The 24,304-nt window shown below is 34.3% G+C and carries 21 protein-coding genes; 9 read left to right on the top strand and 12 right to left on the bottom strand.

Annotation, left to right across the window (positions count from 1 at the left end; all coding sequences use genetic code 11):
• Window positions 1-12 precede the first annotated feature (12 nt).
• A complete protein-coding gene (locus BMY56_RS00975; protein WP_091618853.1) occupies window positions 13-855 on the top strand; it encodes a universal stress protein in 843 nt (280 codons plus the stop codon).
• Between the two features lie 43 nt (window positions 856-898).
• Here BMY56_RS00975 and trxA read toward each other — a convergent pair whose 3' ends face one another.
• A complete protein-coding gene (trxA, locus tag BMY56_RS00970; protein WP_091618851.1) occupies window positions 899-1,198 on the bottom strand; it encodes a thioredoxin in 300 nt (99 codons plus the stop codon).
• A gap of 112 nt (window positions 1,199-1,310) precedes the next feature.
• Between trxA and BMY56_RS00965 the strand changes: the two genes are divergently transcribed.
• From BMY56_RS00965 to BMY56_RS00940, 6 genes are all read left to right on the top strand, one after another.
• On the top strand, window positions 1,311-2,147 hold the full coding sequence (locus BMY56_RS00965; RefSeq protein ID WP_091618849.1) for a universal stress protein: 837 nt from the start codon (window positions 1,311-1,313) through the stop codon (window positions 2,145-2,147).
• Window positions 2,148-2,952: 805 nt separating this feature from the next.
• Window positions 2,953-3,792, top strand: a complete 840-nt coding sequence (locus BMY56_RS00960) for a universal stress protein (protein ID WP_091620004.1) — start codon at window positions 2,953-2,955, stop codon at window positions 3,790-3,792.
• A gap of 22 nt (window positions 3,793-3,814) precedes the next feature.
• Complete coding sequence (locus BMY56_RS00955) at window positions 3,815-4,225, top strand: hypothetical protein (protein WP_091618847.1); 411 nt, start codon at window positions 3,815-3,817, stop codon at window positions 4,223-4,225.
• A gap of 250 nt (window positions 4,226-4,475) precedes the next feature.
• Window positions 4,476-5,321 (top strand): ATP cone domain-containing protein, encoded by an 846-nt coding sequence (locus BMY56_RS00950; protein ID WP_091618845.1) that lies wholly within the window; start codon window positions 4,476-4,478, stop codon window positions 5,319-5,321.
• A 4-nt stretch (window positions 5,322-5,325) separates the two neighbouring features.
• Window positions 5,326-6,696: an MBL fold metallo-hydrolase RNA specificity domain-containing protein gene (locus tag BMY56_RS00945; protein ID WP_091618843.1), complete on the top strand. Its 1,371-nt coding sequence runs from the start codon at window positions 5,326-5,328 to the stop codon at window positions 6,694-6,696.
• 99 nt (window positions 6,697-6,795) lie between these two features.
• The gene (locus tag BMY56_RS00940) at window positions 6,796-7,434 is read left to right on the top strand and encodes a hypothetical protein (RefSeq protein ID WP_177170896.1); all 639 of its coding nucleotides are present in this window, start codon (window positions 6,796-6,798) and stop codon (window positions 7,432-7,434) included.
• Between the two features lie 9 nt (window positions 7,435-7,443).
• On the opposite strand, the gene cls is transcribed toward BMY56_RS00940, so the two are convergent.
• From cls to BMY56_RS00915, 5 genes are all read right to left on the bottom strand, one after another.
• Window positions 7,444-8,850, bottom strand: a complete 1,407-nt coding sequence (gene cls, locus BMY56_RS00935; RefSeq protein ID WP_091618839.1) for a cardiolipin synthase — start codon at window positions 8,848-8,850, stop codon at window positions 7,444-7,446.
• A gap of 208 nt (window positions 8,851-9,058) precedes the next feature.
• On the bottom strand, window positions 9,059-11,323 hold the full coding sequence (locus BMY56_RS00930; RefSeq protein ID WP_245737108.1) for an alpha-L-fucosidase: 2,265 nt from the start codon (window positions 11,321-11,323) through the stop codon (window positions 9,059-9,061).
• A gap of 184 nt (window positions 11,324-11,507) precedes the next feature.
• Window positions 11,508-12,182: an ABC transporter ATP-binding protein gene (locus BMY56_RS00925; RefSeq protein ID WP_091618837.1), complete on the bottom strand. Its 675-nt coding sequence runs from the start codon at window positions 12,180-12,182 to the stop codon at window positions 11,508-11,510.
• Between the two features lie 11 nt (window positions 12,183-12,193).
• Complete coding sequence (locus BMY56_RS00920; RefSeq protein WP_091618835.1) at window positions 12,194-13,456, bottom strand: ABC transporter permease; 1,263 nt, start codon at window positions 13,454-13,456, stop codon at window positions 12,194-12,196.
• Window positions 13,453-14,535: an efflux RND transporter periplasmic adaptor subunit gene (locus BMY56_RS00915; RefSeq protein ID WP_091618833.1), complete on the bottom strand. Its 1,083-nt coding sequence runs from the start codon at window positions 14,533-14,535 to the stop codon at window positions 13,453-13,455. Before BMY56_RS00915 ends, BMY56_RS00920 begins: the two co-directional genes overlap by 4 nt.
• 562 nt (window positions 14,536-15,097) lie before the next feature.
• On the opposite strand from BMY56_RS00915, the gene BMY56_RS00910 reads away from it, so the two are divergent.
• Window positions 15,098-16,774, top strand: a complete 1,677-nt coding sequence (locus BMY56_RS00910) for an ABC1 kinase family protein (RefSeq protein WP_091618831.1) — start codon at window positions 15,098-15,100, stop codon at window positions 16,772-16,774.
• Window positions 16,775-16,792: 18 nt separating this feature from the next.
• Window positions 16,793-18,067 (top strand): MgtC/SapB family protein, encoded by a 1,275-nt coding sequence (locus BMY56_RS00905; RefSeq protein ID WP_091618829.1) that lies wholly within the window; start codon window positions 16,793-16,795, stop codon window positions 18,065-18,067.
• A gap of 274 nt (window positions 18,068-18,341) precedes the next feature.
• On the opposite strand, the gene BMY56_RS00900 is transcribed toward BMY56_RS00905, so the two are convergent.
• The 6 genes from BMY56_RS00900 to BMY56_RS00875 form a co-directional block, all read right to left on the bottom strand.
• Window positions 18,342-20,165, bottom strand: a complete 1,824-nt coding sequence (locus tag BMY56_RS00900) for an AMP-dependent synthetase/ligase (RefSeq protein WP_091618827.1) — start codon at window positions 20,163-20,165, stop codon at window positions 18,342-18,344.
• Window positions 20,166-20,247: 82 nt separating this feature from the next.
• Window positions 20,248-20,712: a MaoC family dehydratase gene (locus BMY56_RS00895; RefSeq protein ID WP_091618825.1), complete on the bottom strand. Its 465-nt coding sequence runs from the start codon at window positions 20,710-20,712 to the stop codon at window positions 20,248-20,250.
• An 11-nt stretch (window positions 20,713-20,723) separates the two neighbouring features.
• On the bottom strand, window positions 20,724-21,461 hold the full coding sequence (locus BMY56_RS00890; RefSeq protein ID WP_091618823.1) for an SDR family NAD(P)-dependent oxidoreductase: 738 nt from the start codon (window positions 21,459-21,461) through the stop codon (window positions 20,724-20,726).
• Window positions 21,462-21,496: 35 nt separating this feature from the next.
• Window positions 21,497-22,471 (bottom strand): NADPH:quinone oxidoreductase family protein, encoded by a 975-nt coding sequence (locus BMY56_RS00885; RefSeq protein ID WP_091618821.1) that lies wholly within the window; start codon window positions 22,469-22,471, stop codon window positions 21,497-21,499.
• 40 nt (window positions 22,472-22,511) lie between these two features.
• Window positions 22,512-23,516 carry an NADP-dependent oxidoreductase gene (locus BMY56_RS00880; protein ID WP_091618819.1) on the bottom strand — a complete coding sequence of 335 codons (1,005 nt, stop codon included), beginning with the start codon at window positions 23,514-23,516 and terminating at the stop codon, window positions 22,512-22,514.
• Window positions 23,517-23,533: 17 nt separating this feature from the next.
• Entirely contained in the window at window positions 23,534-24,304 is a 771-nt protein-coding gene (locus BMY56_RS00875) for an enoyl-CoA hydratase/isomerase family protein (RefSeq protein ID WP_091618817.1), read from the bottom strand.

The raw sequence follows: 24,304 nt of genomic DNA, 5'->3' as shown, positions 1-24,304 counted from the left end.
ATAATCATTATAATGAAAAACATACTAATCCCTACTGATTTTTCAGAAAACGCATGGAATGCTTTACTTTATGGAATTTCGTTTTTCAAAAAAACACACTGTGCCTTTTATATTGTTCATGTAAATTCTGTTAACACCAATACAAGTGGAGAAACCGCTATGTTTCTATCACCAGATATTTTAGAAGAAAGTATATTGGTAGAAAGTAAAGAGAAGCTTAACAAGCTAATGAGTAAAATAGAACATTTACCCTTAAATGTAAAACATGAGTTTAAACCTATTGCACTCTATGGTTTTTTAACCGACCATATAAAAACACAAGTCAAAGAAAAAAAAATTGACCTAATTATTATGGGTACCAAAGGTTCTACTGGTCTAAAATCGGTGTCTATTGGTAGCAATACCGGTGATGTAATCACAAAAGTACCTTGCACTATTTTAGCTGTACCTGAACACGCCGTTTATTCTGGCATTAAGGAAATAGGCTTCCCATCAGATTTTCAATTAACGTATGACCATAAAATTTTAGAAACTCTAAAAGATATTTTATTGCTTAAAAAATCTACCTTACGTTTACTTTATGTGTCGCTTAACAATGAAAAATTGAGCCCTATTCAAGAAAACAACAAAAGAATTTTAATGGAACATTATAAAGATATTGAATGTTCATTTCATGTGGTTACCGGTAAGAAAATCGATGAATCAATTCAGTGTTTTACAGAGAGTAGAAATCTAGATATGTTGGTTATGGTTGCTAAAAACCTTAATTTCTTAGAACGTATTCTCTTTAGACCTACAGTAGAAAAAATAAGTTATCACACTAAAGTACCATTTCTCGTTATTCACGAATCATAAATTTAATTAATCCTAAAAAAGTATATTAAAAACATATGTTGAATTAGGTAAATTCAATTATGGCTTTTTTGATATCGTCTTTTTGTATCATGCCAGATTGTCGCCATAGTGGCTCCCCATTTTTAAATATCAATAGTGTAGGCAAACTTTTGATTTTATATCTGCGAGCAAGCTTTTTTTTGGCTTCAACATCTATTTCTACCACGTTTAGACTTTCTCCCATTTCCTCTTCAATTTGTTCAAGAATTGGTGTCATTAATTTGCATGGGGTGCACCAATTTGCATAAAAATGGACTAACGAAGGAATATCTGAACCTATATTTTTTTTGAAACTCTTTTTCATAGGGCACTTTTTGATGATTAATAATAAGTAATTTCTTAAGCAATGAACCTGACGAATATCATACAATAATTCATCAACAGTACTTAATTTCAATTCATAAAATAATAAGACTATGACACGTATTTTATTACCTACAGATTTTTCTGAAAACTCCTTAACTGCAATTCGTTACGGACTAACGTTGTATCAGGATATAAAATGCACTTTCTATCTTTTGAATTGCTACATGCCACCTGTTTACTATACAGAATACCTAATGGGTAGTCCTGCTCAAATTGGTCTAGGAGACATCGTTAAAGAGAATTCTATGAATGATCTTAAAGATTTAAAGAAAAAACTGCTAAAGGATTTTGAAAATCCTTTACACACTTTTATAACTCACTCTGCATTAAACGTACTTTCTAGTGAAGTTACCAGAACTGTTGAAGCTGAAGATATCGATATAGTAATTATGGGTACACAAGGCGCAACTGGGGCAAAAGAAATATTATTTGGCACCAATACTGTACACGTAATCAAAAATGCTAAATGTCCTGTTTTAGTTGTTCCTTCTGGCTTTGATTATGAAGTGCCAGAACAGATACTTTTTCCAAACGACTTTGAAATCGAGTTAGACAAAAACAGTTTATCACAGCTATTGAAGATTGTGAATACACATGTATCTCAAGTAAATGTTATGCATGTTTTTACGGGTGAAGAACTTAACCCTGTACAACAAAAAAATAAAGAAAAACTAGCAAAGATTTTGACGAAAAATGCCTTGTTTCATGAAGTTTCCAGCAATGAAATTATTGCCGCAATAAATGAGTTTCAAGTAAAGCAAAAGATAAATATGTTAGTCATGGTTCAAAACAAACATACTTTTCTTGAGCGTTTATTCATTGAACCAATTATAAAGAAAATTAGTTTTCATGTTACCATTCCTTTAATGGTAATACCACAATTATAATTATGGAAATTAAAAACATTTCACTTTAACCAGACTTTTTAATGAAACACAAAATGCACGCTTTTACGCTACACAAATTTTTGAGTAGTAACCATGCTCTTTTCACATCATCCCTATTTATGATAACCTTAGGTCATTGTAAGGCACTAGAAAAGTATTTTTTTTAGGTAAAAAAGAATTATTAAGATTGCTAAACATATACAGAGAAAATCTAAAAGAAACAGTTCACAAAATTGTTCTTGACACAGGCATAAAAAACACAAGTTTAATACCATATTAAGCAAAGAAATCATATCTAGTATAACTTTTCAAACTATTGACAGTATTCAAACAGACCTTATAATTATGGGTGCCAAAGGTAAAACTGGTGTAATAAAATAAGAATATTTAAAACTATTACGCCCTGTTCTATGCTAGCAATACCAAGAGAGATAGCCAACCCTACCAAATGACAAAATTACCTTTATCACCGAAGAAGAAATAATGGACTCAATTAAGATTTCAAATAATAAATTATTGAAAAAATATCAGTAAAAACGCAACACAGTTTTCATGATTTACGGAATTATGCCAATAAGGTCCATGTTATTCAAGATTTTTTAATTCAATAAGATAAAAAATGTTTGCAATGGCCTATTATCACAAAAAAACTTTTTTGATAGGCCATTGCACGGACCGATTGATATGGTTAAGTATTTATGGATTACCATACCCTATTAAATTGTGCTTATTCATGACTGATATTTATCATAGTTATTTATTTGATTGAAATATATATTTAACCAACAATCTAATTATGTTAACTATGAATAAGCGTATTCTTATACCAACAGATTTTTCCAAGAATGCTTTGAATGCCATTCGTTATACCATTGATTTGTATGCTAAATTAAATTGTGATTTCTATTTTTTGAATGTATTTAATTTTGAAAAATATACAACCAATAGTTTAAACATTCCTGAAAAAGGAAGCGCTGAATTTGAACTGGCAAAAGCAGCTTCTGAAAAGAATTTTGTGAAATTATTAGATAGCATTGCATTGCATAACGAAAACCCTAAACACAATTATTATACTAAATCTACATACAATTTCTTATCTGAAGCCATCAAAAAATTGATAGCGGAAAAAGATATTGAATTAGTTGCCATGGGTACAAAAGGAGCTACAGGGTCAAAAGGTGTGCTTTTTGGCAGCAACACGGTATTGGCTATGGAAAAAATAAGAGAGTGTCCTGTTTTAGCAATACCAGAAAATATTTCATTTAAAGCTCCTAAAGAAATAGTTTTTCCAACAGATTATAAGGACACCTTTAAAAGAGCAGAACTAAATTATCTTTTAGAAATAGCAAAGATGCACAACGCTGAAATCGCCATCTTATACCTAAATAAAAAGAAAGAACTTTCTGAAAATCAGCTAAAGAATCAGCAGTTGCTTAAAACCATTTTAACCGAGGTTAATTATAGTTTCCATACACTTTCTGAAAGTCACTTGGGAAAAGGAATACAAACTTTTGTTGAAAGTAGAAATAGTGATATGGTCGCTTTTATTAATCGTAAACATCTATTTTTTGGTAGTGTATTTTCAAGACCACTTGTAAAAGAAATTGGCTATGATAGTAAAGTGCCCATATTGGCACTTCACTAATATTAATCTTAAAACTTAAAACATGAAAAAAATAGGTATTTGGATGGATAGTAAACATGCACAGATTATTCATCTGGCGAAAGAAGAAGAAACATTGGAAACCATAAATTCTGAAATTGAATTCTTCAATAGAACAAGTACAGGTGGTTCTCGTATAAAATCTGGCGTTACACAAGATGTAACCCATGAAAGAACATATTTAGAAAAAGAAAAAGCCCAGTTTAAAAACTACTTTAATTCTATAGCTAAAGCCGTTGCCGATTGTGATGAATTAATGATTTTTGGACCCGCAGATATTAATGAAAAATTTAAAAAAGAATTATCACAAAATCACAAATCGTTATTTGGTAAGCTAAAAGCAGTAGAAAAAGCAGATAGCATGACCGAAAACCAAACGAAGGCCTATGTTAGAAATTTTTTTAGACATAAATAGTTGGTTGGTTAATGTCTAAAAACGAAACCGTCAAAGAAGTTATTTCATTGGCGGTTTTTTAAAATTTAAGTATGGGTTCAATTAAATATAAGATACATTACAGATTATAAACATAGAAGAAATACAAAATATACCCTTTTGCAACATATTGAAAAGGCAATATTAAAAACGAATGACAAAGTAAACTTGGCTTCTACTACATTACAATTACATCAAATACCACCTATAGATATTAATTTAAAAAAGTAATATGGATACCCACAATACTATCGATATCATAAAATCTTCAGGACAAAAAGTAAAATTTTCGTTAGATAAGCTTCGTAATTCTTTAAAACATAGCGGTGCAAATCATGAGCAGGTTGAGGAAATTGTCAGTAGAGTAAATGATGAACTTTATGAAGGTATAACAACTAATGAAATTTACAATAGAGCTTACTCACTACTTAAAAAAACTAAATCTGTTTTTGCATCAAAATATAAGCTCAAGAAGGCTATTTATGAACTAGGACCTACAGGTTTTCCCTTCGAACGTTTTGTGGGTGCAATTTTACAATATTCGGGCTACACGGTCAAGGTTGATATTGTTTTGAACGGCGTTTGTGTTACTCATGAAATTGATGTTGTAGCAGAAAAAAATGATACGGTCACCATAGTAGAATGCAAATTTCATAATGAAGAAGGTCGAAATTGTAATGTAAAAGTTCCACTTTACATTCATTCTAGATATAACGATGTAAAAGCACATTGGGTAACTAATAGTAATAATACAAAACCTCTCAATAAAGGCTGGGTAGTAACAAATACTCGATTTACAGAAGATGCGATTACGTATGGAAAATGTGCTGACCTCTACCTTTTAAGCTGGGATTACCCTACCAAAGATGGACTTAAAGATAGAATTGATAGGCTTGGTCTTTACCCTATTACGGTCTCTGGCCTTTTAACTAATAGAGAAAAGCAATTTTTATTGAGTAGAAATGTTGTTCTATGTCGACAACTTATAAAAGATAAATTCTTTCTGGATCATTTGGGTATTTCTAACTCAAGAAAAACTAAAATTTTAGATGAAATAGAACAACTCTGTAAAGCTTAATACTATGAGAAAAGTTAGCATAAAATTTTTAGGTGCATCAGGTACCGTAACTGGCTCTAAATTCTATATAGAAACTCCTGAAATAAATATACTTGTAGATTGTGGGATGTTTCAAGGACTAAAAGAGTTACGTGAAAAAAATTGGCAACCCTTACCTATCGATGTTAGTAAAGTGGATGTTGTTCTATTAACACATGGTCATTTAGACCATACTGGTTATCTGCCTAGATTAGTAAAAGAAGGTTTTAAAGGACAAATTATCGCCACGGAACCAACATTATCAATTGCACGTATTATTCTGTTAGACAGTGCCAAAATTCAAGAAGAACAGGCCAACAAAGCTAATGAAGAAGGATATTCTAAACATCCTGTTGCACTACCCTTCTATAATTTAGAGGAAGCCGAAAATACTATAAAGCTTTTCTCTGGTGTTAAGAAAGATGAATGGATCGAACTTTCTAAAAACATTAAGTTTAAGTTTCAATTCAATGGTCATATTATCGGCTCAACATTTATTCATCTAGAGATATTTGAAAAGATTTTTATCTTCTCAGGAGATGTTGGCAGATTAAATGATGAACTATTAGACCCACCTGAAAGGCCAAAATGGGCAGACTACCTTTTCTTAGAGAGCACTTATGGAAATAAACTACACCCTGAAGAAAACATAACAGAGATTCTAAGTAATCTTATTCAAAAAACTATAAATGATAGAGGTACATTGATTATACCTTCATTTGCGGTTGAACGTCTACAATTGCTAATGTATTTATTATGGCAAATGTATAAGAAGAACAAAATACCCAATATCCCAATTTTCATTGATAGTCCCATGGGTAATAATGTGCTTAACGTATTTCAAAAATATCCAGATTGGCATAAGTTATCGATGAATGCATATGAAGCTATGTGCAATCATTTTACTATTATTACATCTTATGCAGATACATGGAAAACAATAGATGACCCGAGACCTAAAATCGTCATTGCAGGCAGTGGTATGGTTACTGGCGGTAGGGTACTCACCTATCTTAAACAATTAATTGATGAGCCAAAAACCAATGTGTTACTCGTTGGTTATCAATCTGAAGGCACAAGAGGTAGACAATTATTAGAAGGTACACATGAACTTAAGATGTTTGGAAAATTTTATCCTGTAAAGGCCAGTATACATTTTATAGAGAGTTTATCTGCGCATGCAGATCAAGCTGAACTTTTACACTGGATAGATAATATTAAAAACATACCTGAAAATGTTTTTTTAATTCATGGTGAACCAGGTGCCTTAGATGCTTTCAAAGTAAAAATTAGAGACACTAAGGGTTGGGAGTGCCACATTCCTAAATTGAATGAAATTGTAGATTTATGGTTATAACTTATTCAGATTAAGTAATAATGAACAACTGACCATTATCATATGCATGATATTTTCTAAATCATAACTTTGTTTTATATTATTAAAAATACCAGTAGCATGAAAAAGATATTCATAGTATTCTCATTTTTATTAATGGGTTGCTCTTCTATAAGTTTAGTAGAAAATTGGAAGAACCCAGATATAGTTATATTCAATGCCAACAAGGTTTTATTGGTGGGTATGACGCAAAGTGAAGAAACTAGAGAAGATTTTGAAAGTCAACTGAAAAAAGAATTCACAAATCGAAATGTCGAGGCATGGCGTAGTATTGATGTTTTCGATTTATCACTAACTGATTCAAGAAAAACCGAGAAAGAATTAGATGAAGTTGAACAAAGTCTTTTGGACAAAGATTTTGATGCAATTTTATTGACTAAAGTTACAGGTTCTGAAAATCGTGAAAACTTCATGAAATCTATTTCTCGCTGGGATGATCATCAATCTCGTTTTAATGACGACTATTTAGAACATCAAGGTATTTACTATGATGATGAGTATTATGAAAAATTTACCGTATATCATGCTGAAACTACTTTATACTGCATTTGCGAGGGTAAAGAAAGAGCTATGATATGGAGAGGAGTTATTGATATCGCTGACCCAAATAATGTTGAAAAAGCCATTAAAGACTATATAAAATTAATCATTTCAACTTTGGAAGAGCAAGATTTAATTTTCACCTCACAAGTTGATTAATTAGCTCAATTAAAACAGGGGACTCAAAACTTTACCAAAACCTTCTTTTAACTTTTTGCCCCAAGACCTTTTAATAAATTCATTATAACGTAGTTCATTACTTACCTTACAATCGTTTAGAAAGTCTTCTTTTAAAAGCTTGGCAAACTCCTTATGATACATAATGGCATTTACCTCATAATTCTGTTCAAAACTACGGTCATCTAAATTTGCCGTACCAATTGAAGAAATGGCATCATCACTCACCATAATTTTACTGTGTAAAAATCCGTCAGGGAAAAGATATATTTTAATGCCCGATTTTAAAAACAACTCAAAATAAGAATGAACAGCCCAGCTAACCACTCTGTTATCAGCATTTTCAGACACCAGTAAACGTACATCAATACCGCTTAGTGCAGCTGTCTGCAATGCACGTATAAGAGATTGACCAGGTATTATATAAGGGTTGGTTATATAAATATACTTTTTCGCCATGTTTATCAAAGAAAAATAGGTCTGTTCTAGAACTGGAAAATCATCATCAGGACCTCCTGCCACTATTTGTACCAATTCATTCGAAACAGAATCTAAATTGCGCGGCGAGAGTTCTAATGGCTGTAATAGTTTTGTACTCACTAAATACCAGTCTGTCATAAAAACTTGATCGAGTTGTTTGGCCGAAGGCCCCTCTAACCTTAAATGCATGTCGTGCCATTTACCAAGGCCAACTTGGCCTTTAAGGTATTTATCAGAAATATTAATTCCTCCAGTGAAAGCTATTGCACCATCGACAACTATTATTTTTCTGTGGTTTCGATAATTAAGTGAAGAGAAATATCGCCCAAATTTAAAAGGAAGAAATGAATAAACTTCAACACCAATATCAACTAATTGATTTAAGTATTTTTTGCTTAAAGAAAAACTACCAATACCATCATAAATTAATCTAATAACAACGCCTTCCTCTATTTTTCTCTTGAATAATTCAAACAACTTAATGGCCAACTCACCATCTTCAAAAATATAATATTGAATATGAATTTGAATCGTTGCATTTTCCAAAGCATAAAATATAGCTTCAAAAGTAGTTCTACCATCTTTCAATAAAAGTAGTTCATTGTTGGATGTAGGTGGAAAATGTGAGCTCTTATAGCAAAGCGTCATCAATTTGCTATACCTGCCATTGAACACATTTTTTTGTGCTGTATTAGGCCATGGTAGCCTGGAGAACATGTTTTTCTTAAGGCGAATTAGCTTACGCTTTCTTCTATTTCGACCTAACAAAAGATAAAATATCATACCACCAACAGGTAATGCGAAAATCGCTAAAAGCCATGCTAAACTCTTAGTTGGTTTGGCACCATAAAGAATAATAGATAGCACTATAAATAAAGTTAATAGAACATATATACCAACAAAAATTGTGGTCCACATAGGCTTATTGATTCGAAAAGAACTCTTTATAAAACTTTAAGATACACTAAATTGTTCAACATAAAATAACTACAATTAGTCAAAAAACCAACACTACGGTAAATTCAATTAACGAACCATAATAGAAGGCTGCAATTAAATTGAAGCCTTAATTACTTAAACTATTTTGATGTTTATGGAAATGTCATTAACTAAACCATTAAAAAGCTTATTGCATATAAAAATCTAGCTCTGCTATGGCAGCTGAATTACCATTACCTGCAATCTCATCAGCCTGTAATTTAACGAAGCGGGTAGAAAAACTTTGCTTAAACTTATGCATGCGTTGTGTTGGGTCATTGATCAGGTTTCCAAAGATAAAGGTGTCTTGTATGGTCCAATTTTCACCGTCATTACTTGAGAAAATAGTTCCTTTTTGAATCATTCCGTCAGCAGTTGAATTTGGTGGTGTATACGCGAATGATTTGATTACTATTCTCTTGACCAAGTCAAGAATTACAAATTGGTTCTTGCTCTTCAATTGTGACTTCCAGTAGGTTTTTGGGTCTTCATCAAAAAGTAAATTGGCAGCATGCTTTTCCTGTGCACTACTCGTTGAAACCAATTCCCATGATATTTTAGAAATTCCAAATTTAGCACTCGCCACACTTCCTTTTTCTTCATTTTTGATAGCGATAGCTTTTAACTCTCCTTCACCAAATAAAAATGGTTCTATAAACAAACTAGATTCAGCAGTAGGTTCTTGACCATCTGTAGTATAAAATATCTGCATTCCCTTATTTAGATTAGCACCTGCATTTTCACCATTAGGATTCCATCCAAAATCAGACATCTTAGGTACGATAGAAACTTCTCCGATGCTATTTCTAGTAAATTGTAATTGTGGTGGCCTACTTTCAAAATAATGTGCTGAAACATTTTGTAGCACAGGAATATATCTTATTTCAAGAATGCGTAAGCGAAGTTTAGTTGTCGTTACTTCTGGAAAACGTAATATTCGCTTATACCCTATATTAGTAGCAATAGCTACTTCTTTCCAAGTACCATCTATCCAAGCATCTAATGCGTGTTTAGACACACGTTCACCAGATATTTTTACGTTCTCTTGAATAAGAAATCTGTTGATCTTCGTTGCTTTAGGTAACGTTAGCTCAACCATCGGTTGTTGCCCCTGCAGAACCAAATTGGTTTCTTCATCATTATCTAAAAGTTCTTTTGGACCCTTTGCACCTTCCAATAAGTTAACTCCGTATGTTTCCTTAATTCTTTGACCAGTTTCTTTTAATACCTGAACATCTTGATCTGAAAATTTACCTTCACGATTAGGAGGAATATTTAATAGAAAAATAGAATTTCCACCAACAGATCTTTCATAGATATCAAAAACATCATCTGTAGTTCTTACTTTTTGATCAGTGTCATCTCTATAAAACCATCCTTCGCGTATTGATGTGTTGGTCTCGGCAGGCTGATAATGTAAAAACTTACCGGCTGCCAATTTCTCCAAACTTCCAACATCTTCATCCGTAATATCTGCGAACAAGTTCATTGTTCTAGGGTCGTCCTCATAAGGTACCACGTTCCACTCGGTATCTCTTGTGGCCCCAGCTTCATTACCGCACCAACGTGTGCCCTCCTTGCCAAATACGACAGCATTGGGTGCCAACTTTGTAATCAGTCTTTTCCAATCTCTATATTTATATTGCTGATTTCCCTTACGCTTAGGATGGGCACCATCAAACCAAACCTCATCTATAGGGCCATACTCAGTTAGCAATTCAAATAATTGATTTAAAAAATATTCATTGTAATCATCCACTTCAAACTCAAAGGTTGTATTATTCTCAAAGGGTCTACCTTCTATTTCTCTAGGTATGGTACGTTTGGTGTATTCGCTTAGATTGCCATAGAGCCCATCTGCATTTTCAATTTGAAATAAATCTGCTGGGGAAAGATAAACTCCCAATTTAATTCCATATTCATTACATGACTCTGATAATTCTTTCAATACATCACCTTCTCCATTTTTGTATGGCGAGGACATTACTCCATGCTTTGTATACCTACTTTGCCATAATACAAAACCATCGTGATGCTTGGCTGTAATGATGACTTTTTTCATACCAGCATCTTTCATGGCCTTACACCACTGATCCGTATCGAGATTTTGAAGGTTGAAAATAGCAGGGTCTTCCATACCGCTACCCCATTCCATTCTGCTGAATGTATTTGGGCCAAAATGAACAAAGGCTATAAACTCGTCTTTTAAAGCATCGTACTGGTTTATGGTAGGAACAACATGAGATGCCTTAAGTTTAATGGAATCTTGGGTATCATCTGCATCGAGCGCAATCGTATTTTCTGTATGCATCACTAAACTCTGTTTAGCCTCATTTGCACACGAAGCAAATAGCAAACACAAAACTGAAATACGTAGAAAATAGCTGTAGCTTTTTGAAGCTTTTTTAGTCATCCTGTTAAATTATGAAAATGAAAGAAAATAAATTTAGTGTTGATAATTTCAAAACCAAATTTATTTTCGAATAAAAACCTACCAAGAGCTGACTATAATCAAAACAATTTATAATAATCAATGAAACTATATACATTAATCACTAGTTAACCACTAAAATTAGATAGCCTTAAAATATTTAATTTTAACTAATAATTCGACCGTCCTCCATTTCAATAATATAATCGGTTCGCTTCGCAAAATCTTCATCATGGGTAACAACTAAAAGTGAAAGCCCTTCTTCCTCTTTCAATCGTTTAAATATGTTAAAAACATTATCAGAGTTATAGCTATCCAAATTCCCTGTTGGTTCATCTCCCATAAGTATAGAAGGATTATTTATTAATGCTCTTGCAATGGCAACTCGTTGTTTTTCGCCACCAGAGATACGGGAAGCTTTCTGTTTTGCCAGATTTTCGATACCCAACATTTTTAATTTTTGAATTGCATCAAACTCAATCTCTTGATTCGTTTTTCGAGCCAACTTTTTTGCAGGTAACATTACATTCTCTAGAACACTGAATTCAGATAATAAATAATGGAACTGAAATACAAAACCAATATGCTCATTTCTAATTCGTGATAATTCACTTGGCAATCTACCGGTGACCAATTTTTCATTTAAATATAACTCGCCGGTATACTCAGTATCCATAGTCGAAAGTATATAAAGCAATGTAGATTTACCCGAACCTGATTTTCCCATAATAGAGGCAAATTCTCCCTTTTTTATTGCAAAAGAAATATTTTTCAAGACATGAAAGTCCTTAGGTTTCAGAAAGTGCTTATTTATGTTTTTGGCTTCTAATACTTTATCCATTTTCAATTCTCTTAAGTACCTCTAATAATTTTTACCGGATCTATACGCCTAGCTTTATTAGAGGGTAGCCATCCAGCAATAAAGGTTGACAGTAAGGCAAAGACAATTCCTATTACATAATAGCCTACACTGAAATTAACGGGATACGTTGTAATTGTTGGTAGTGCTTCTGTCTCAAAAGGAACTCCATCAATAATTACAGAAAGTACAAATCCTAAAATCAATCCTAAGATTCCACCCACAATACCAATTATCATGGCTTGACTCATAAAAATGAACTGCACATCTCGGCCTGAAAATCCGGTTGCTTTCAAAATAGCGATATCTTTCATTTTTTCATAAATGAGCATATTTAGAATATTATAAATTCCAAATCCTGCAACAATTAGCAATGTTATGGAAACTGCGTATGTTATTAAATTTCGAATATTTGTACCTGTTTCGAATTGGGCATTCGCTTCATTAATATCCGTAGCGGTTACATCAAATTGTTTTTCTAATATTTTAGCCATGGCAGGGGCATCTTCTATTGCATTAAGTTTAATATTGATATCGGTGACGTAATTTTGTGCCTCTCCTAATATTTGTTGTACTGTTTTTAAATTACAGAAGCTTTGTACATTATCAATATCTGCAATTCCGCTTTGATAAATACCGACGATTTTCAAAGGAAAAATACCGCCTTTCACGGTGCTTATTTGGACTCTCTCACCTACAGATAATGACATTTTACTTGCTAGCCCAGACCCTAATAAAATACCATTATCGGTACTTTTCAATGCTTCAGGGGTACCATCGACAATATAGTCTCGCATATTCGATAATCTGGTCTCTTCCATAATATCTACCCCAATCAATGTACCACCTAAGTCAATGGCACCAGATAGGTAAAATATTTGTGCCCGTACTTGTGGTGTCGCCCCCTTTACATTATCCTTTTTTTTTAAATAGTTGAGAATAGGTAGGGCATTATGAATTTTCTTTTGCCCTTGCTTAGGTTTTATAGAGCTTATCATATATACTGAATTCTCGAAACCTTCAAATAACGAAATTGGTTGATTAACGGTTGGCTCTATTTCATTATATAGATGAATATGGGGAGTTTGGTTTAAAATAAGACTATCTAACATATTATTTAAACCTGTCATAAAACTAACCATGGTTATGTAGGCACCTATACCAAAAGTGACACCTAAAGATGCGGTAGCAGTAGATTTCATCTTAGTAAGAAGATGTGTTTTTGCTATATTCAGTATGACCCTCCAGTTTATCATTCTTTTGGCTTTAATAGCAATGTATTCTCTGTTATACCTGAAACAATCTCTACCCTTTCTAAATTTTGAAAGCCTACCTCAACATTTACTAAACCTTCTTCTGTTTCTACTTTATCGCCCTCTATTAAATATTCTATGGGAATGGTAAGTGCATCTTCTTTTTCCGCAATTACAATATTACCCTCACCAGCTAACCCGGGGTATAATATAGCAGGGGATTCTGTAAAGCGTGCTTCAATTGTAAAAGTCTGTGAACGTTCATCTTTTTGAGGGTATATTTTGCTCACCTTTGCGGTAAATACTTCTTTAGGGTAAGCATCTAAAGTTATAAGTGTAAGCTGGTCTATTTTTATCTTAATGATATCTACCTCATCTATTAGCATTACTATTTTAAAGTTAGTGGCACTACCTATTGTACCTAATGGTTCTAAGGTATTTACAAGTTCACCAGGCTCTTTAAATAGGGCATATACCCTTCCTTTAATTTTGCTGTTTACCGTGTAATCATCAGTGATTATTTTTGAGGAAGAATAGCTGTTTTTAGCTTGGGCCATTTTTGTTTCCAAATCGTATTTGGTTCGAACATATTTTGCATTCTGTTGTTTTAGCTGATTTTCTGAAAGCTCATACGCCAACTTTCTAGCATCAAATTCTGCCTTAGATCCTATATTTTGTTCCCAAAGCCGCTTTTGTCTACTAAAATTGATAGAATCATTCTTGAATCTTAACCTTGTTGCATAAATTTCATCTTCAATATCCTTTAGTATGGCGGCATTGCCTTGCACATTTTCCTTAGATTGTTGCAATGATAAATAGGCATTTTCAGCATTTAATTTAGGTGCACGATTATTAATCTGTAGAATGGCATCTCCTTTTTCTACCAGATCTCCTTCTTCCACTAAATTATCATCAAGAATACCAGCAACAACAGCAAAAACTTGATACAAACTATCTGGCTGTATCGTTGCAGATGCATATACCGAGGATGTTAACTTCGTTCTTTGAGGGAAAATTTTTTCCCGTTCTTGGTTACAAGAAAGGCAAAGCAAGAAAAGAATACTAATTTTCAAATTTTGCATAAAATATAGATTGTGAACCTTCAAAATAAATTTAAAATCTCAAGTAATACTATGAGTAAAATCATATCTACTAAATTTTAACCAAAGAAGTAATAGTACATATATTACAGATTTAAAATTTGATTAAGACTAGCCAATCTTTGAATCTACTTATCTATAATCACCCACCCCTTTTAGCTTTATTTTATTGAAGTGATGCGTGTACTAAGTTAGGGTAGCGATCAGGGTTTCAATTAGAAAGATATCATTCATCACTTTAGTTTTCTTATGCTTTTAAAAGATGCCATTCGGCTTTTCAGATGCTGTGACAATTCATAAAAAATGTGATAACAATTAAAAGACATCATTACAAATTAACCTAAAATTCGCAAATTCAGTTACAAACTATGAAATATGACTATTATCATAAATCACGTTCATTATTTCAAATAGCTTTGAAGTAATAAGTTATTTTCAAGGTAAGAAATCGTGAAGGGATGCACCTATCCATAAAGAATCTGATAGTAAATTTTAAAACAATTTTCATCGTTTCATTCTAAATGCAAAAACATTCAAATCATAAATGGCCATTTTAAAACTTCCAACACAAAAAGAAATTAAAAGGTATGCTACGTTATTAAACGTACTGGTTAAATATGGTTTTGAAGATGTTTTGTCGAATAGTGCATTTAGCAAAATAATACCAAAGAAGTATTTAGAAAACCATCCTGATATAGAACAAAACTTATCTTTTTCAAAATACGAACGTATTCGAATGGTGTTGGAAGAGTTAGGGCCAACCTACGTAAAATTAGGACAGATATTCAGTACTAGAGAAGATATGCTTCCCGCTGAATTAATTACAGAACTCGAAAAATTGCAGGATCACGTGCCTATGCTAAAAAACTTCGATGTACTAAAAACTATTGAAGCAGAACTCGGCACAGAAAACTTTCGGTATTTCGCAACTATCAACATAGAACCATTAGCAGCAGCTTCTCTTGCACAGGTACACCGTGCACAGCTAATAAATGGTGATGAAGTTATTCTAAAGATTCAACGACCCAATATTGAAGAGATTATAGAGTCAGACCTGCTGGTGATGAAACAACTTGCCAACAGTCTTGAAAAATATAGTAGTCAAGCAGAAGCGTTGCAACCGCTACGGATTATAGAATCTTTTGAACGCAGTATAAAAGAAGAACTTCAATTTTCGAGAGAATTGAAAAACACTGTACAATTCACTGAAAACTTTGAAGGCAATAAGCATATACACGTACCAGATATTTATGAGGACTTATCTAATGATAAGATTATTTGTATGGAATTTATCGACGGTATTAAAGTATCTGAAATCGCGACACTCAAAGCTGCTAATATTGACCCTAGAGCGGTAGCAAAAATAGGGGTTGACCTATATTTAGAACAAATTTTGGAACATGGTTTCTTTCATGCCGATCCTCATCCTGGTAATATTTTTGTACTACCAGAATTAGGGGAAATCTGTTTTTTAGATTTTGGTATGATGGGCACTATTATGCCAAACGAGAAAGAAGTCTTAAGTGACCTACTACTCTACTTTTTAAGTAAAGACATCAAGAAAATAATTTCTATACTTGAAAAGATTGCCATAAAAACTAATATACCAGATTACCTAAAACTAGAACAAGATTTATACGTTCTAGTCGAGGGAGTTAGTAATACGGCAATTCAAAACATTAAACTAGGTCCTACCTTGACACAGTTTAAGACCATTTTATATGAAAATAGAATAATTATGCCACACTATCTCTATATGCTGATTCGTGGTATTATTATTATAGAGGGCGTAGGTCTTAAACTAGACCCTGAATTTAATATAACAGATAATTTAAAGCCTTACACAGAAAAGATAGTACGCAGTCGATTCAGCTTAAAATACCTTTTCAAAAAGAGTCTAAACCGTATTAAAGACATCAATAATTTAGTTGACACCCTACCAGATGATATCAATATCATCCTTAAAAAAATAAAGGAAGGAAAACTAGAAGTAATACATGAACACAAAGGATTTAAAGAATTTCAACTTGCTACAAGTAAAGCCGTTAACCGTTTGGTATTTGCAGTTATCATTGCAGCTTTATCAATTGGGTCATCTCTTTTGGTCATGGCCAAAATGCCTCCCTTAGTGAACGGGGTACCCCTATTAGGTGCCATAGGTTTTGTATTGTCTGCTCTATTAGGGTTTTATATTGTCATTTCCATATTTAGAAACGATTGATTTTAATGGTAAGAAAAAATGGATGAATTTGAGAGCATATTAACAACACTAGACCCATACATTTTAGGAGTGTTCATTAGCTTAGGTATTGGTCTTATTTTAGGATTGGAACGAGAATACAACAATATTAAGGGCGATTATGGCTTTGCTGGTATACGTGCATTCCCGATAGTTACTATTTTGGCATTTTCATTAGGTAGTCTTACTGAACTATTTTCTTTTTGGTTGTCAATTATAAGTTTGGGTACTTTTATTCTTTTTCTAGGGTTCAATCACTTTTATAAAGAAGAAAATAGCTTTGAACGAAGTTTCACGACCAATTTAGCCCTTATTGCCACATTTATGCTTGGCCTTATGGTTTCTGCGGAATACTACCGTAATGCAGTGGCAACGGCAGTTATAATTGTCACATTACTATCGCTTAAGACACGATTTCATTCAGTCATTAGTAACATTACATCTGAAGAACTTTTTGCTTTTGTAAAGTTTTCTATCATAGCTCTTTTAATATTGCCTTTTTTACCAAATAACACCTACGGACCAAATGATTTGATAAATCCGTTTGAGATTGGATCTATCATTGCTATTGTCTCTTTCCTGAATTTCATAGGCTATTTTTTAGTCAAATTTGTAGGTTCAAAAAAAGGGATTTTACTGACAGCAATACTTGGCGGATTGATATCTAGTACTGCCGTTGCATGGAGTTATGCTTCTAGAAGTATTGAATCTCCAGAACTGTCACGAAAATACGCTGCAGGTATTATCATCGCCTCGGCCATTATGTTTCCAAGACTTGCCCTATTAACATATATCTTCAATAGTTCACTTCTCAACTATTTGATAGTACCTTTTGGAATTTTCACCTTGATATGTCTAATAGTAGCATTGTTTTTAATAAAAGAAGATACCCATAAGCTCGACACAGAGATTAAATTAGGAAACCCTATGAACCTTCTTAACGCTATAGGATTTGGGTTTATTTATGTTATAATTCTATTGGCTGTTTTTTATAGTAATAATTTTTTTGGAGAAAGTGGTTTGTATTATTCTGCTATAATAGCCGGGTTAGCAGATACAGATGCCATCACTATAAGTTTGGCCAAATTTGCTTTAGATGGAGAAAAGCTAAAACTAGCTTCATCTGTTATTGTAGCAGCAACCATGAGTAATATGCTGGTTAAATTAGGAATTACCGTATTTAAAGGTTCTAAAATTACCAGAAAATTGGTTGGCTATACTTTTGGAAGTATTATCGCAATCGGAATTTTATACTCTATAATTACGAACAGATAATTAAATTTATCCATTATCAAAGCTTATATATAAATACAACATTTTACGGTCTAACATACGTAAAATTTGAAGCCTTTATGATTATTTTAATTCGCTCGGAATGCCATAATTCAACAAATCTTATACAAACAACTTGAAATGAAAAATTCGGAAGATTTACTCAAAAGTAAAATAGTTAGTATAGGCTCCAAAATAAGACGTTTGCTACGTTAAATCATTGCTAATCTTAATACTTGGTCTCCTTAAAAATTCAAATGCTTATTAAGTAGAACTTTTATAACTCCTTATAAATTGCGGTAATTTCCTCACTGTATTTTTCTCTTATTACCCTTCTTTTAAGTTTTAATGTTGGCGTTAGTTCGGCCAAAGAGCCATCTTCATGAATAGGCAGCCAAGGTTTAGCTATTAGCCTAAATTTCTTTATCTGTTCTATATGACCAAATTCCGGATTATAACTATCAATCACTTTCTGATATTTACGAATCACTTTTTCATTTCGTATCATTTCCTCTAAAGTGGTCCACTCCATTCTTTTATGGAGGCACCAATTTTTCAATGCTTCTTCTGAAGGTATAATCAAAGCCGAAACAAACTTTTGTTTATCACCTATAACCATCATCTGTTCAATTAAAAAATCTTCCTTTATACGGTTTTCAATGGGCGCTGGGGCTACATACTTTCCTCCAGATGTTTTTAATAATTCCTTCTTTCTATCCGTAATTTTAAGAAACTCTCTTCCATTAGGTCCTTTAATCAGTTTTCCGATATCACCAGTGCAAAACCATTTTTTACCATGGATTGTTTGGAATACCTGTGCATTTATCTCCGGTTTTTTATAGTATCCTAACATTACGTTGGGTCCGTGGGCCAAAATTTCTCCCTCGTCTTCCTTATATTCTCCAGAAGTTTTATCAATATATAACTCAACACCATCAATAGCATACCCAACGGTTCCAATCATGGCTCCATTTGGAACCAAGCTATTGCCTGTTAGGGTCGGTGAGGTCTCCGTTAATCCGTATGCTTCTCGAATAGGAATGCCCGCTGCACAAAAAACCCGTAATATTTTAACGGGACAGGGTGCGGCACCAGTAATGACCTGCCTTACATTACCGCCTAAAGCTGCCCTCCATTTACTAAAAATCAATGTATCGGCCACTTTCCATTTCAAACTTGCCAGCATAGAAAGCTGCTGGTCTATCTCGTAATCATCGGTTAGTTCCAAAGCCCAAAAAAATAGTTTTCTTTTAACACCTTCCAATGCCAAACCTTTATTATAAATGGCTTCATAAATTTTTTCCAATAATCGTGGAACTGTTGTAAAAGCAACTGGACGAACCGCTGCCAAATCCCCATTCGGTCCACTTAGGTTGTTTGTCCCGCAAAAAAATACCGAAACTCCCTTAAAGCAATAACAAAAAGAAACGGCTCTTTCATAGATATGGCATAGTGGAAGAAAACTTAATACGTTTTCTTGGGGTTTAGCATCTATTAATTCTGAGGTGGCTGTAACAACATGCATAATATTGGCATGGCTCAGCATCACTCCTTTCGGTTTTCCCGTAGTTCCAGAGGTATAGATAATCGTTACTAAATCATCTCCTTTTATATTGGATTGAATGCTTTTTACGCTTGAAATACCTTTAGAATCAAAAATAGTTTCCCAAAAAGGATTACCATTCAATCCATCAAAAGTGTAAATATGTTTTAAGGTTGCTACGGCTTTTTGAGTTTCAGATAGCTTATCATATAAATCCAATGCCCCACAGAAGGCTGCCTTCACTTCGGCCTCATTTAAAATGTATTCATATTCCGATACGCTGATGGTAGGATATAAGGGAATACTAATCATACCAGCCATTTGCACGGCATAATCCATAACAATCCATTCTGGCCTATTTTCATAGGCAACAATTGCGACCTTATCGCCGGGTACAAGCCCTAATTTCAACAATCCTGCTGCTGCTTTTTCTGCAGTATCCTTTAATTTCTGAGTACTGTACGATTCCCATTTCCCATCTTTATTCCTTCCGCTGATGGAAGCTTCTAACGGATTATTTTTTAATTGGTAGTCGATTAAATCGAAGAGTCTGGTCATTGGTATGGTTTATTATGATAACCTTGAAAATACAAAATAAAACTCGCTAATTCACAAAGGCGGTTAAGGTATTAATTAAGTATTATTCAAACATGATACTCATAAATTCAGCCACGCAGGCCGGTTTGTCGGCACCCTCAATTTCTACCGAACAGTGCCATGTGACTTTGACACCGTTTTCTTGATACTCCTCAATAGCAGCAACTATACCATTCAATCGTAACTTACTATCCACCAAAACCGCATTTGGAAAACGAACTTTATTCAAGCCATAGTTAACCCCCATTTTAACCGATTTAATCTGTATAAGGTCTCCAAGCATTTTAGATAGTAGGGAAACCGACATAAAGCCGTGTGCAACTGGCTTTTTAAACGGAGAATATTGGGTCGCCTTTTCTACATCTACATGTATCCATTGAAAATCTAAGGTAGCCTTTGCAAAATCATTTATCATTTCTTGAGTAATGGTAATCCATTCACCTGACGGAAGTGCTATTCCTTCGTAGGTTTTAAATTCCTTTAAATCATCTAAAACTAGTTTAGTCATTTTTCTATCGTTTATCTTGAAGTTCCACCATCAATGGTCAAGCAAATTCCAGAAACAAAACGTGCCTCATCTGAGGCTAAGTATAAATACCCGTATGCTATATCGATGGGCTGTGCAACCGTATTTAAAGGTATGCTTGCCTTAATCGCTTCAAAATGTTCTTGCGGAATTTTGTCGACCATATCGGTCATAGTAAAGCCAGGAGCTATGGCATTTGCTGTTATACCATATTTACCAAGTTCCATTGTCCAGGTCTTGGACATCGCAATGACACCTGCTTTGGTAGCCGCATAATTAGTCTGTCCAAAATTACCTCGTAACCCTACATTGGATGCGGCACTAACTATTCTTCCATATTTATTTGCCTTCATGTAAGGTGCAACTGCTTGCGTACAAATAAATACCCCCTTCAGATTCACTTCAATCACAGCGTCAAATTCATCTTCAGTCATTTTCTCTAAGGTGCGATCCCGAGTTATGCCAGCATTATTAATTAGGATATCAATTTTGCCATATTTTGAATTTACCTGTTCAAAAAGTTTTTCTACGGACGGTTTGTCGGTTACCGAAACGGTATGGAATTCTGCCTTGCCACCTGATGCACCTATACTGTTGGCTACTTCTTGACCTTTGGGCAATAAATCCATAATAATCACCGTAGCACCCTCCTTTGCGAACAGCTCAGAAATTGCCTTTCCAATTCCCTGTGAACCTCCTGTTACAATCGCTATTTTATCCTTTAATCTCATATCGTTATGTTTCAATAATTGTTATCGTTATTTTATCAGATTTCCACAACCATTTTCCCTTTCACCTTTCGGTTCATCATTTCTTCTAAAGCCTCTTTAGCATCTTCTAAGGGGACTATTTTATGAATATGAGGTTTAAGCTTGCCTTCCGCATGCCATTTCATTAAAGTCATGGTGTTGTCCATATTTTCCTTAGGGTATTTCATCGCGAAACCGCCCCAAAAAACACCAACAATGGATGCTCCTTTTAGCAAGGGCAGATTTAACGGAATCTTAGGTATCGTACCGGCCGCAAACCCTACAACCAAAAATCGTCCGTTCCATGCGATAGCCCTAAGCGCTTGTTCAGAAAAATCACCCCCTACTGGATCATATATCACATCTACCCCTTTACCATCCGTTATTTTTTTTAGGGTGGATTTCAAATCTTGGTTAGTGTAATTAATAAGTTCATCGGCACCATAAGCTTTACATAGTTCTAATTTTTCTTGAGTGGACGCTGCCGCAATTACATTGGCTCCCATTAATTTTCCTAGTTCAACAGCAGCCAAGCCAACCCCTCCCGAGGCTCCCATAACCAATAAAGTCTCCCCTTCCATTAATTTTGCCCTATCTTTTAATGCATAATAAGACGTACCATAGGCCATCATAAAAGATGCTGCCACCGGAAAGACCATTTGTGTTGGTTTTGGAAAACATGCATTTCCTGGTACGATAACTTCTTCCGCTAAGCCTCCATGCGTTACAAAACCAAAAACTTCATCTCCAATTTTCAAGTGTTTCACCTCTTTACCAATTTCTTTGACGACGCCCGCAATATCGCTTCCCGGAGTAAATGGTAGCTCTGGTTTAAATTGATACAAGCCTTGAATGATTAGCGTATCCGGAAAATTTAATCCACAGGCCTTTACCTGTACGACTACTTCCTTTGGACCTGCATGTAAGGAATCTATTTCCTCTAACTTCAAATTAGATGGAGGACCGTAAGTTTTACATCGTATTGCTTTCATTTTCTATATTTTCATTTTATGAGATGAATCTCGAATTGCATCAATCCTCAATAACCTTTAACACTAATTTACCCAATTTATCACCAGAGAAAAGTCGATTATAAGTCTCTGGGAAGTTCTCTATTCCCTCATAAACATCCTCACGGGTTTTCAACTTCCCTTCTGCCATCCATTTACCCATTTGTTGACCGGCTTCCCCATATCTTTCGGCCCAATCAAATACAACCATCCCTTGCATACTAGCCCTGTTGACCAATAAAGAAAGATAATTGGCTGGCCCTCTCATATGTTGCTTGTTATTATACTGGGAAATTGCACCGCAAATAACCACTCTTGCGTGCATTCGTAATCTTCCCAAAGCTGCGTCCAAAATCTCACCTCCAACATTATCAAAATAAACATCCAATCCCTTTGGACATTCTTGCTTTAATCGCTCCTTTACATCTTCATTTTTATAATCGATACAAGCATCAAATCCTAAATTATCAACTACATATTTACACTTATCCGCGCCACCGGCAATGCCAATTACGGTACATCCCTTTATCTTTGCTATTTGTCCAACAATACTGCCCACTGCACCAGCTGCACCAGAAACCACGACAACATCTCCTTCCTTAATTTTGCCTACTTCCAAAATTCCGAAATAAGCGGTCATTCCTGGCATTCCCAAGGTGCCGATATAGGTAGGTAGTGGCGCTAACTTTGGGTCTACTTTATAATATCCCTTTCCATCCGTCGCAACATATTGCTGTACGCCTCCATGACCTGAAATAAAATCACCTACCTTGAATGTTGGATGATTTTTTACTTTTATGACCTCACCCACCGAACCTGCGCGCATAACAGCGCCAATTTCTACCGGTGCGATATACGATTTTCCCTCATTCATCCATCCACGCATGGCGGGATCAAGAGAGATATAATGATTCTTTACTAAGACCTGCCCCTCCTCTAGTTCCGGAATAGGGTTCGTTTCTAAGGACCAAGTGGAAGCATCTGCCGCTCCTACCGGTCTCTTTACAAATATGAGTTGTTTGTTCATCTTATGTTATTTAACAATTATTTATTTTTATTGGTAAAACTTTCTACATAAGCCTTCATCTTGGACCTAATTTCGGGTTTCCACCACAATATGGTTGCTTCTTTCAATGAGTTCTCCGCATTTGGATCTAGTTTATCCCATAGATGCTTTCTCAATTTTTTCTTGGTATTTATCAGGATTTCCTGATTTGCTTTCAAATAGAGCTTCATTTGTTTTTCTGAACGTTCCAAAACTTTATCCAAGGGAACCAGTTCATCTACCAAACCAGCAACCAACGCTTCCTTTCCATTCAATAATTTCCCTTCCAAAATATAGCGATGTGCTAACCCATCACCCATCCAGAAAGCATAAATTTCTGTCAGGTTTTGACTGATTTGAATATTAACGGCCACCTCGTTCAGGCCAATGACATAGGTATCACCTTCCGCCATAAAACGATTATCGCTAGTAACTGCCAAAACACATCCCCCAGCTGGAGAATGCCCTGTTATGGCTGAGATAAAAGGTTTTTTAAACTGTACCAATTGTAGATACAGCCCTCCAAAAGCGGTAAAAAATTCCTGTATTTGCTTTTCGTCGTATTGATAAAATTCAATTAAATCTAAGCCCGCAGAAAAATAATGTGGTTTTCCTGTTAAGATTACACCCTTTACTTCTGGGTCATTTTCCAATATGTTGAAAACCTCACTCAGCTCGTTCACCATTTCATGATTGATGGCATTTACCTTCCCACGGTTCATCTGAACAATCGTATAGCTCTCCTTTTTGGTAAGTACTAATGTTTTCAT

Origin of the sequence: Maribacter orientalis (assembly GCF_900109345.1) — a bacterium.
Lineage (GTDB): Bacteria > Bacteroidota > Bacteroidia > Flavobacteriales > Flavobacteriaceae > Maribacter > Maribacter orientalis.
Note: the sequence above shows the minus strand (reverse complement) of the source record. Positions and strands in the feature narration are given on the sequence as shown.

Excerpts from the sequence above, each read along its gene's own strand:
- BMY56_RS00975 (WP_091618853.1), top strand. The coding sequence starts at position 13 with ATGAAAAACATACTAATCCCTACTGATTTTTCAGAAAACGCATGGAAT.
- trxA (WP_091618851.1), bottom strand. The coding sequence starts at position 1,198 with ATGAAAAAGAGTTTCAAAAAAAATATAGGTTCAGATATTCCTTCGTTA.
- BMY56_RS00965 (WP_091618849.1), top strand. The coding sequence starts at position 1,311 with ATGACACGTATTTTATTACCTACAGATTTTTCTGAAAACTCCTTAACT.
- BMY56_RS00960 (WP_091620004.1), top strand. The coding sequence starts at position 2,953 with ATGAATAAGCGTATTCTTATACCAACAGATTTTTCCAAGAATGCTTTG.
- BMY56_RS00955 (WP_091618847.1), top strand. The coding sequence starts at position 3,815 with ATGAAAAAAATAGGTATTTGGATGGATAGTAAACATGCACAGATTATT.
- BMY56_RS00950 (WP_091618845.1), top strand. The coding sequence starts at position 4,476 with ATGGATACCCACAATACTATCGATATCATAAAATCTTCAGGACAAAAA.
- BMY56_RS00945 (WP_091618843.1), top strand. The coding sequence starts at position 5,326 with ATGAGAAAAGTTAGCATAAAATTTTTAGGTGCATCAGGTACCGTAACT.
- BMY56_RS00940 (WP_177170896.1), top strand. The coding sequence starts at position 6,796 with ATGAAAAAGATATTCATAGTATTCTCATTTTTATTAATGGGTTGCTCT.
- cls (WP_091618839.1), bottom strand. The coding sequence starts at position 8,850 with ATGTGGACCACAATTTTTGTTGGTATATATGTTCTATTAACTTTATTT.
- BMY56_RS00930 (WP_245737108.1), bottom strand. The coding sequence starts at position 11,323 with ATGACTAAAAAAGCTTCAAAAAGCTACAGCTATTTTCTACGTATTTCA.
- BMY56_RS00925 (WP_091618837.1), bottom strand. The coding sequence starts at position 12,182 with ATGGATAAAGTATTAGAAGCCAAAAACATAAATAAGCACTTTCTGAAA.
- BMY56_RS00920 (WP_091618835.1), bottom strand. The coding sequence starts at position 13,456 with ATGATAAACTGGAGGGTCATACTGAATATAGCAAAAACACATCTTCTT.
- BMY56_RS00915 (WP_091618833.1), bottom strand. The coding sequence starts at position 14,535 with ATGCAAAATTTGAAAATTAGTATTCTTTTCTTGCTTTGCCTTTCTTGT.
- BMY56_RS00910 (WP_091618831.1), top strand. The coding sequence starts at position 15,098 with ATGGCCATTTTAAAACTTCCAACACAAAAAGAAATTAAAAGGTATGCT.
- BMY56_RS00905 (WP_091618829.1), top strand. The coding sequence starts at position 16,793 with ATGGATGAATTTGAGAGCATATTAACAACACTAGACCCATACATTTTA.
- BMY56_RS00900 (WP_091618827.1), bottom strand. The coding sequence starts at position 20,165 with ATGACCAGACTCTTCGATTTAATCGACTACCAATTAAAAAATAATCCG.
- BMY56_RS00895 (WP_091618825.1), bottom strand. The coding sequence starts at position 20,712 with ATGACTAAACTAGTTTTAGATGATTTAAAGGAATTTAAAACCTACGAA.
- BMY56_RS00890 (WP_091618823.1), bottom strand. The coding sequence starts at position 21,461 with ATGAGATTAAAGGATAAAATAGCGATTGTAACAGGAGGTTCACAGGGA.
- BMY56_RS00885 (WP_091618821.1), bottom strand. The coding sequence starts at position 22,471 with ATGAAAGCAATACGATGTAAAACTTACGGTCCTCCATCTAATTTGAAG.
- BMY56_RS00880 (WP_091618819.1), bottom strand. The coding sequence starts at position 23,516 with ATGAACAAACAACTCATATTTGTAAAGAGACCGGTAGGAGCGGCAGAT.
- BMY56_RS00875 (WP_091618817.1), bottom strand. The coding sequence starts at position 24,304 with ATGAAAACATTAGTACTTACCAAAAAGGAGAGCTATACGATTGTTCAG.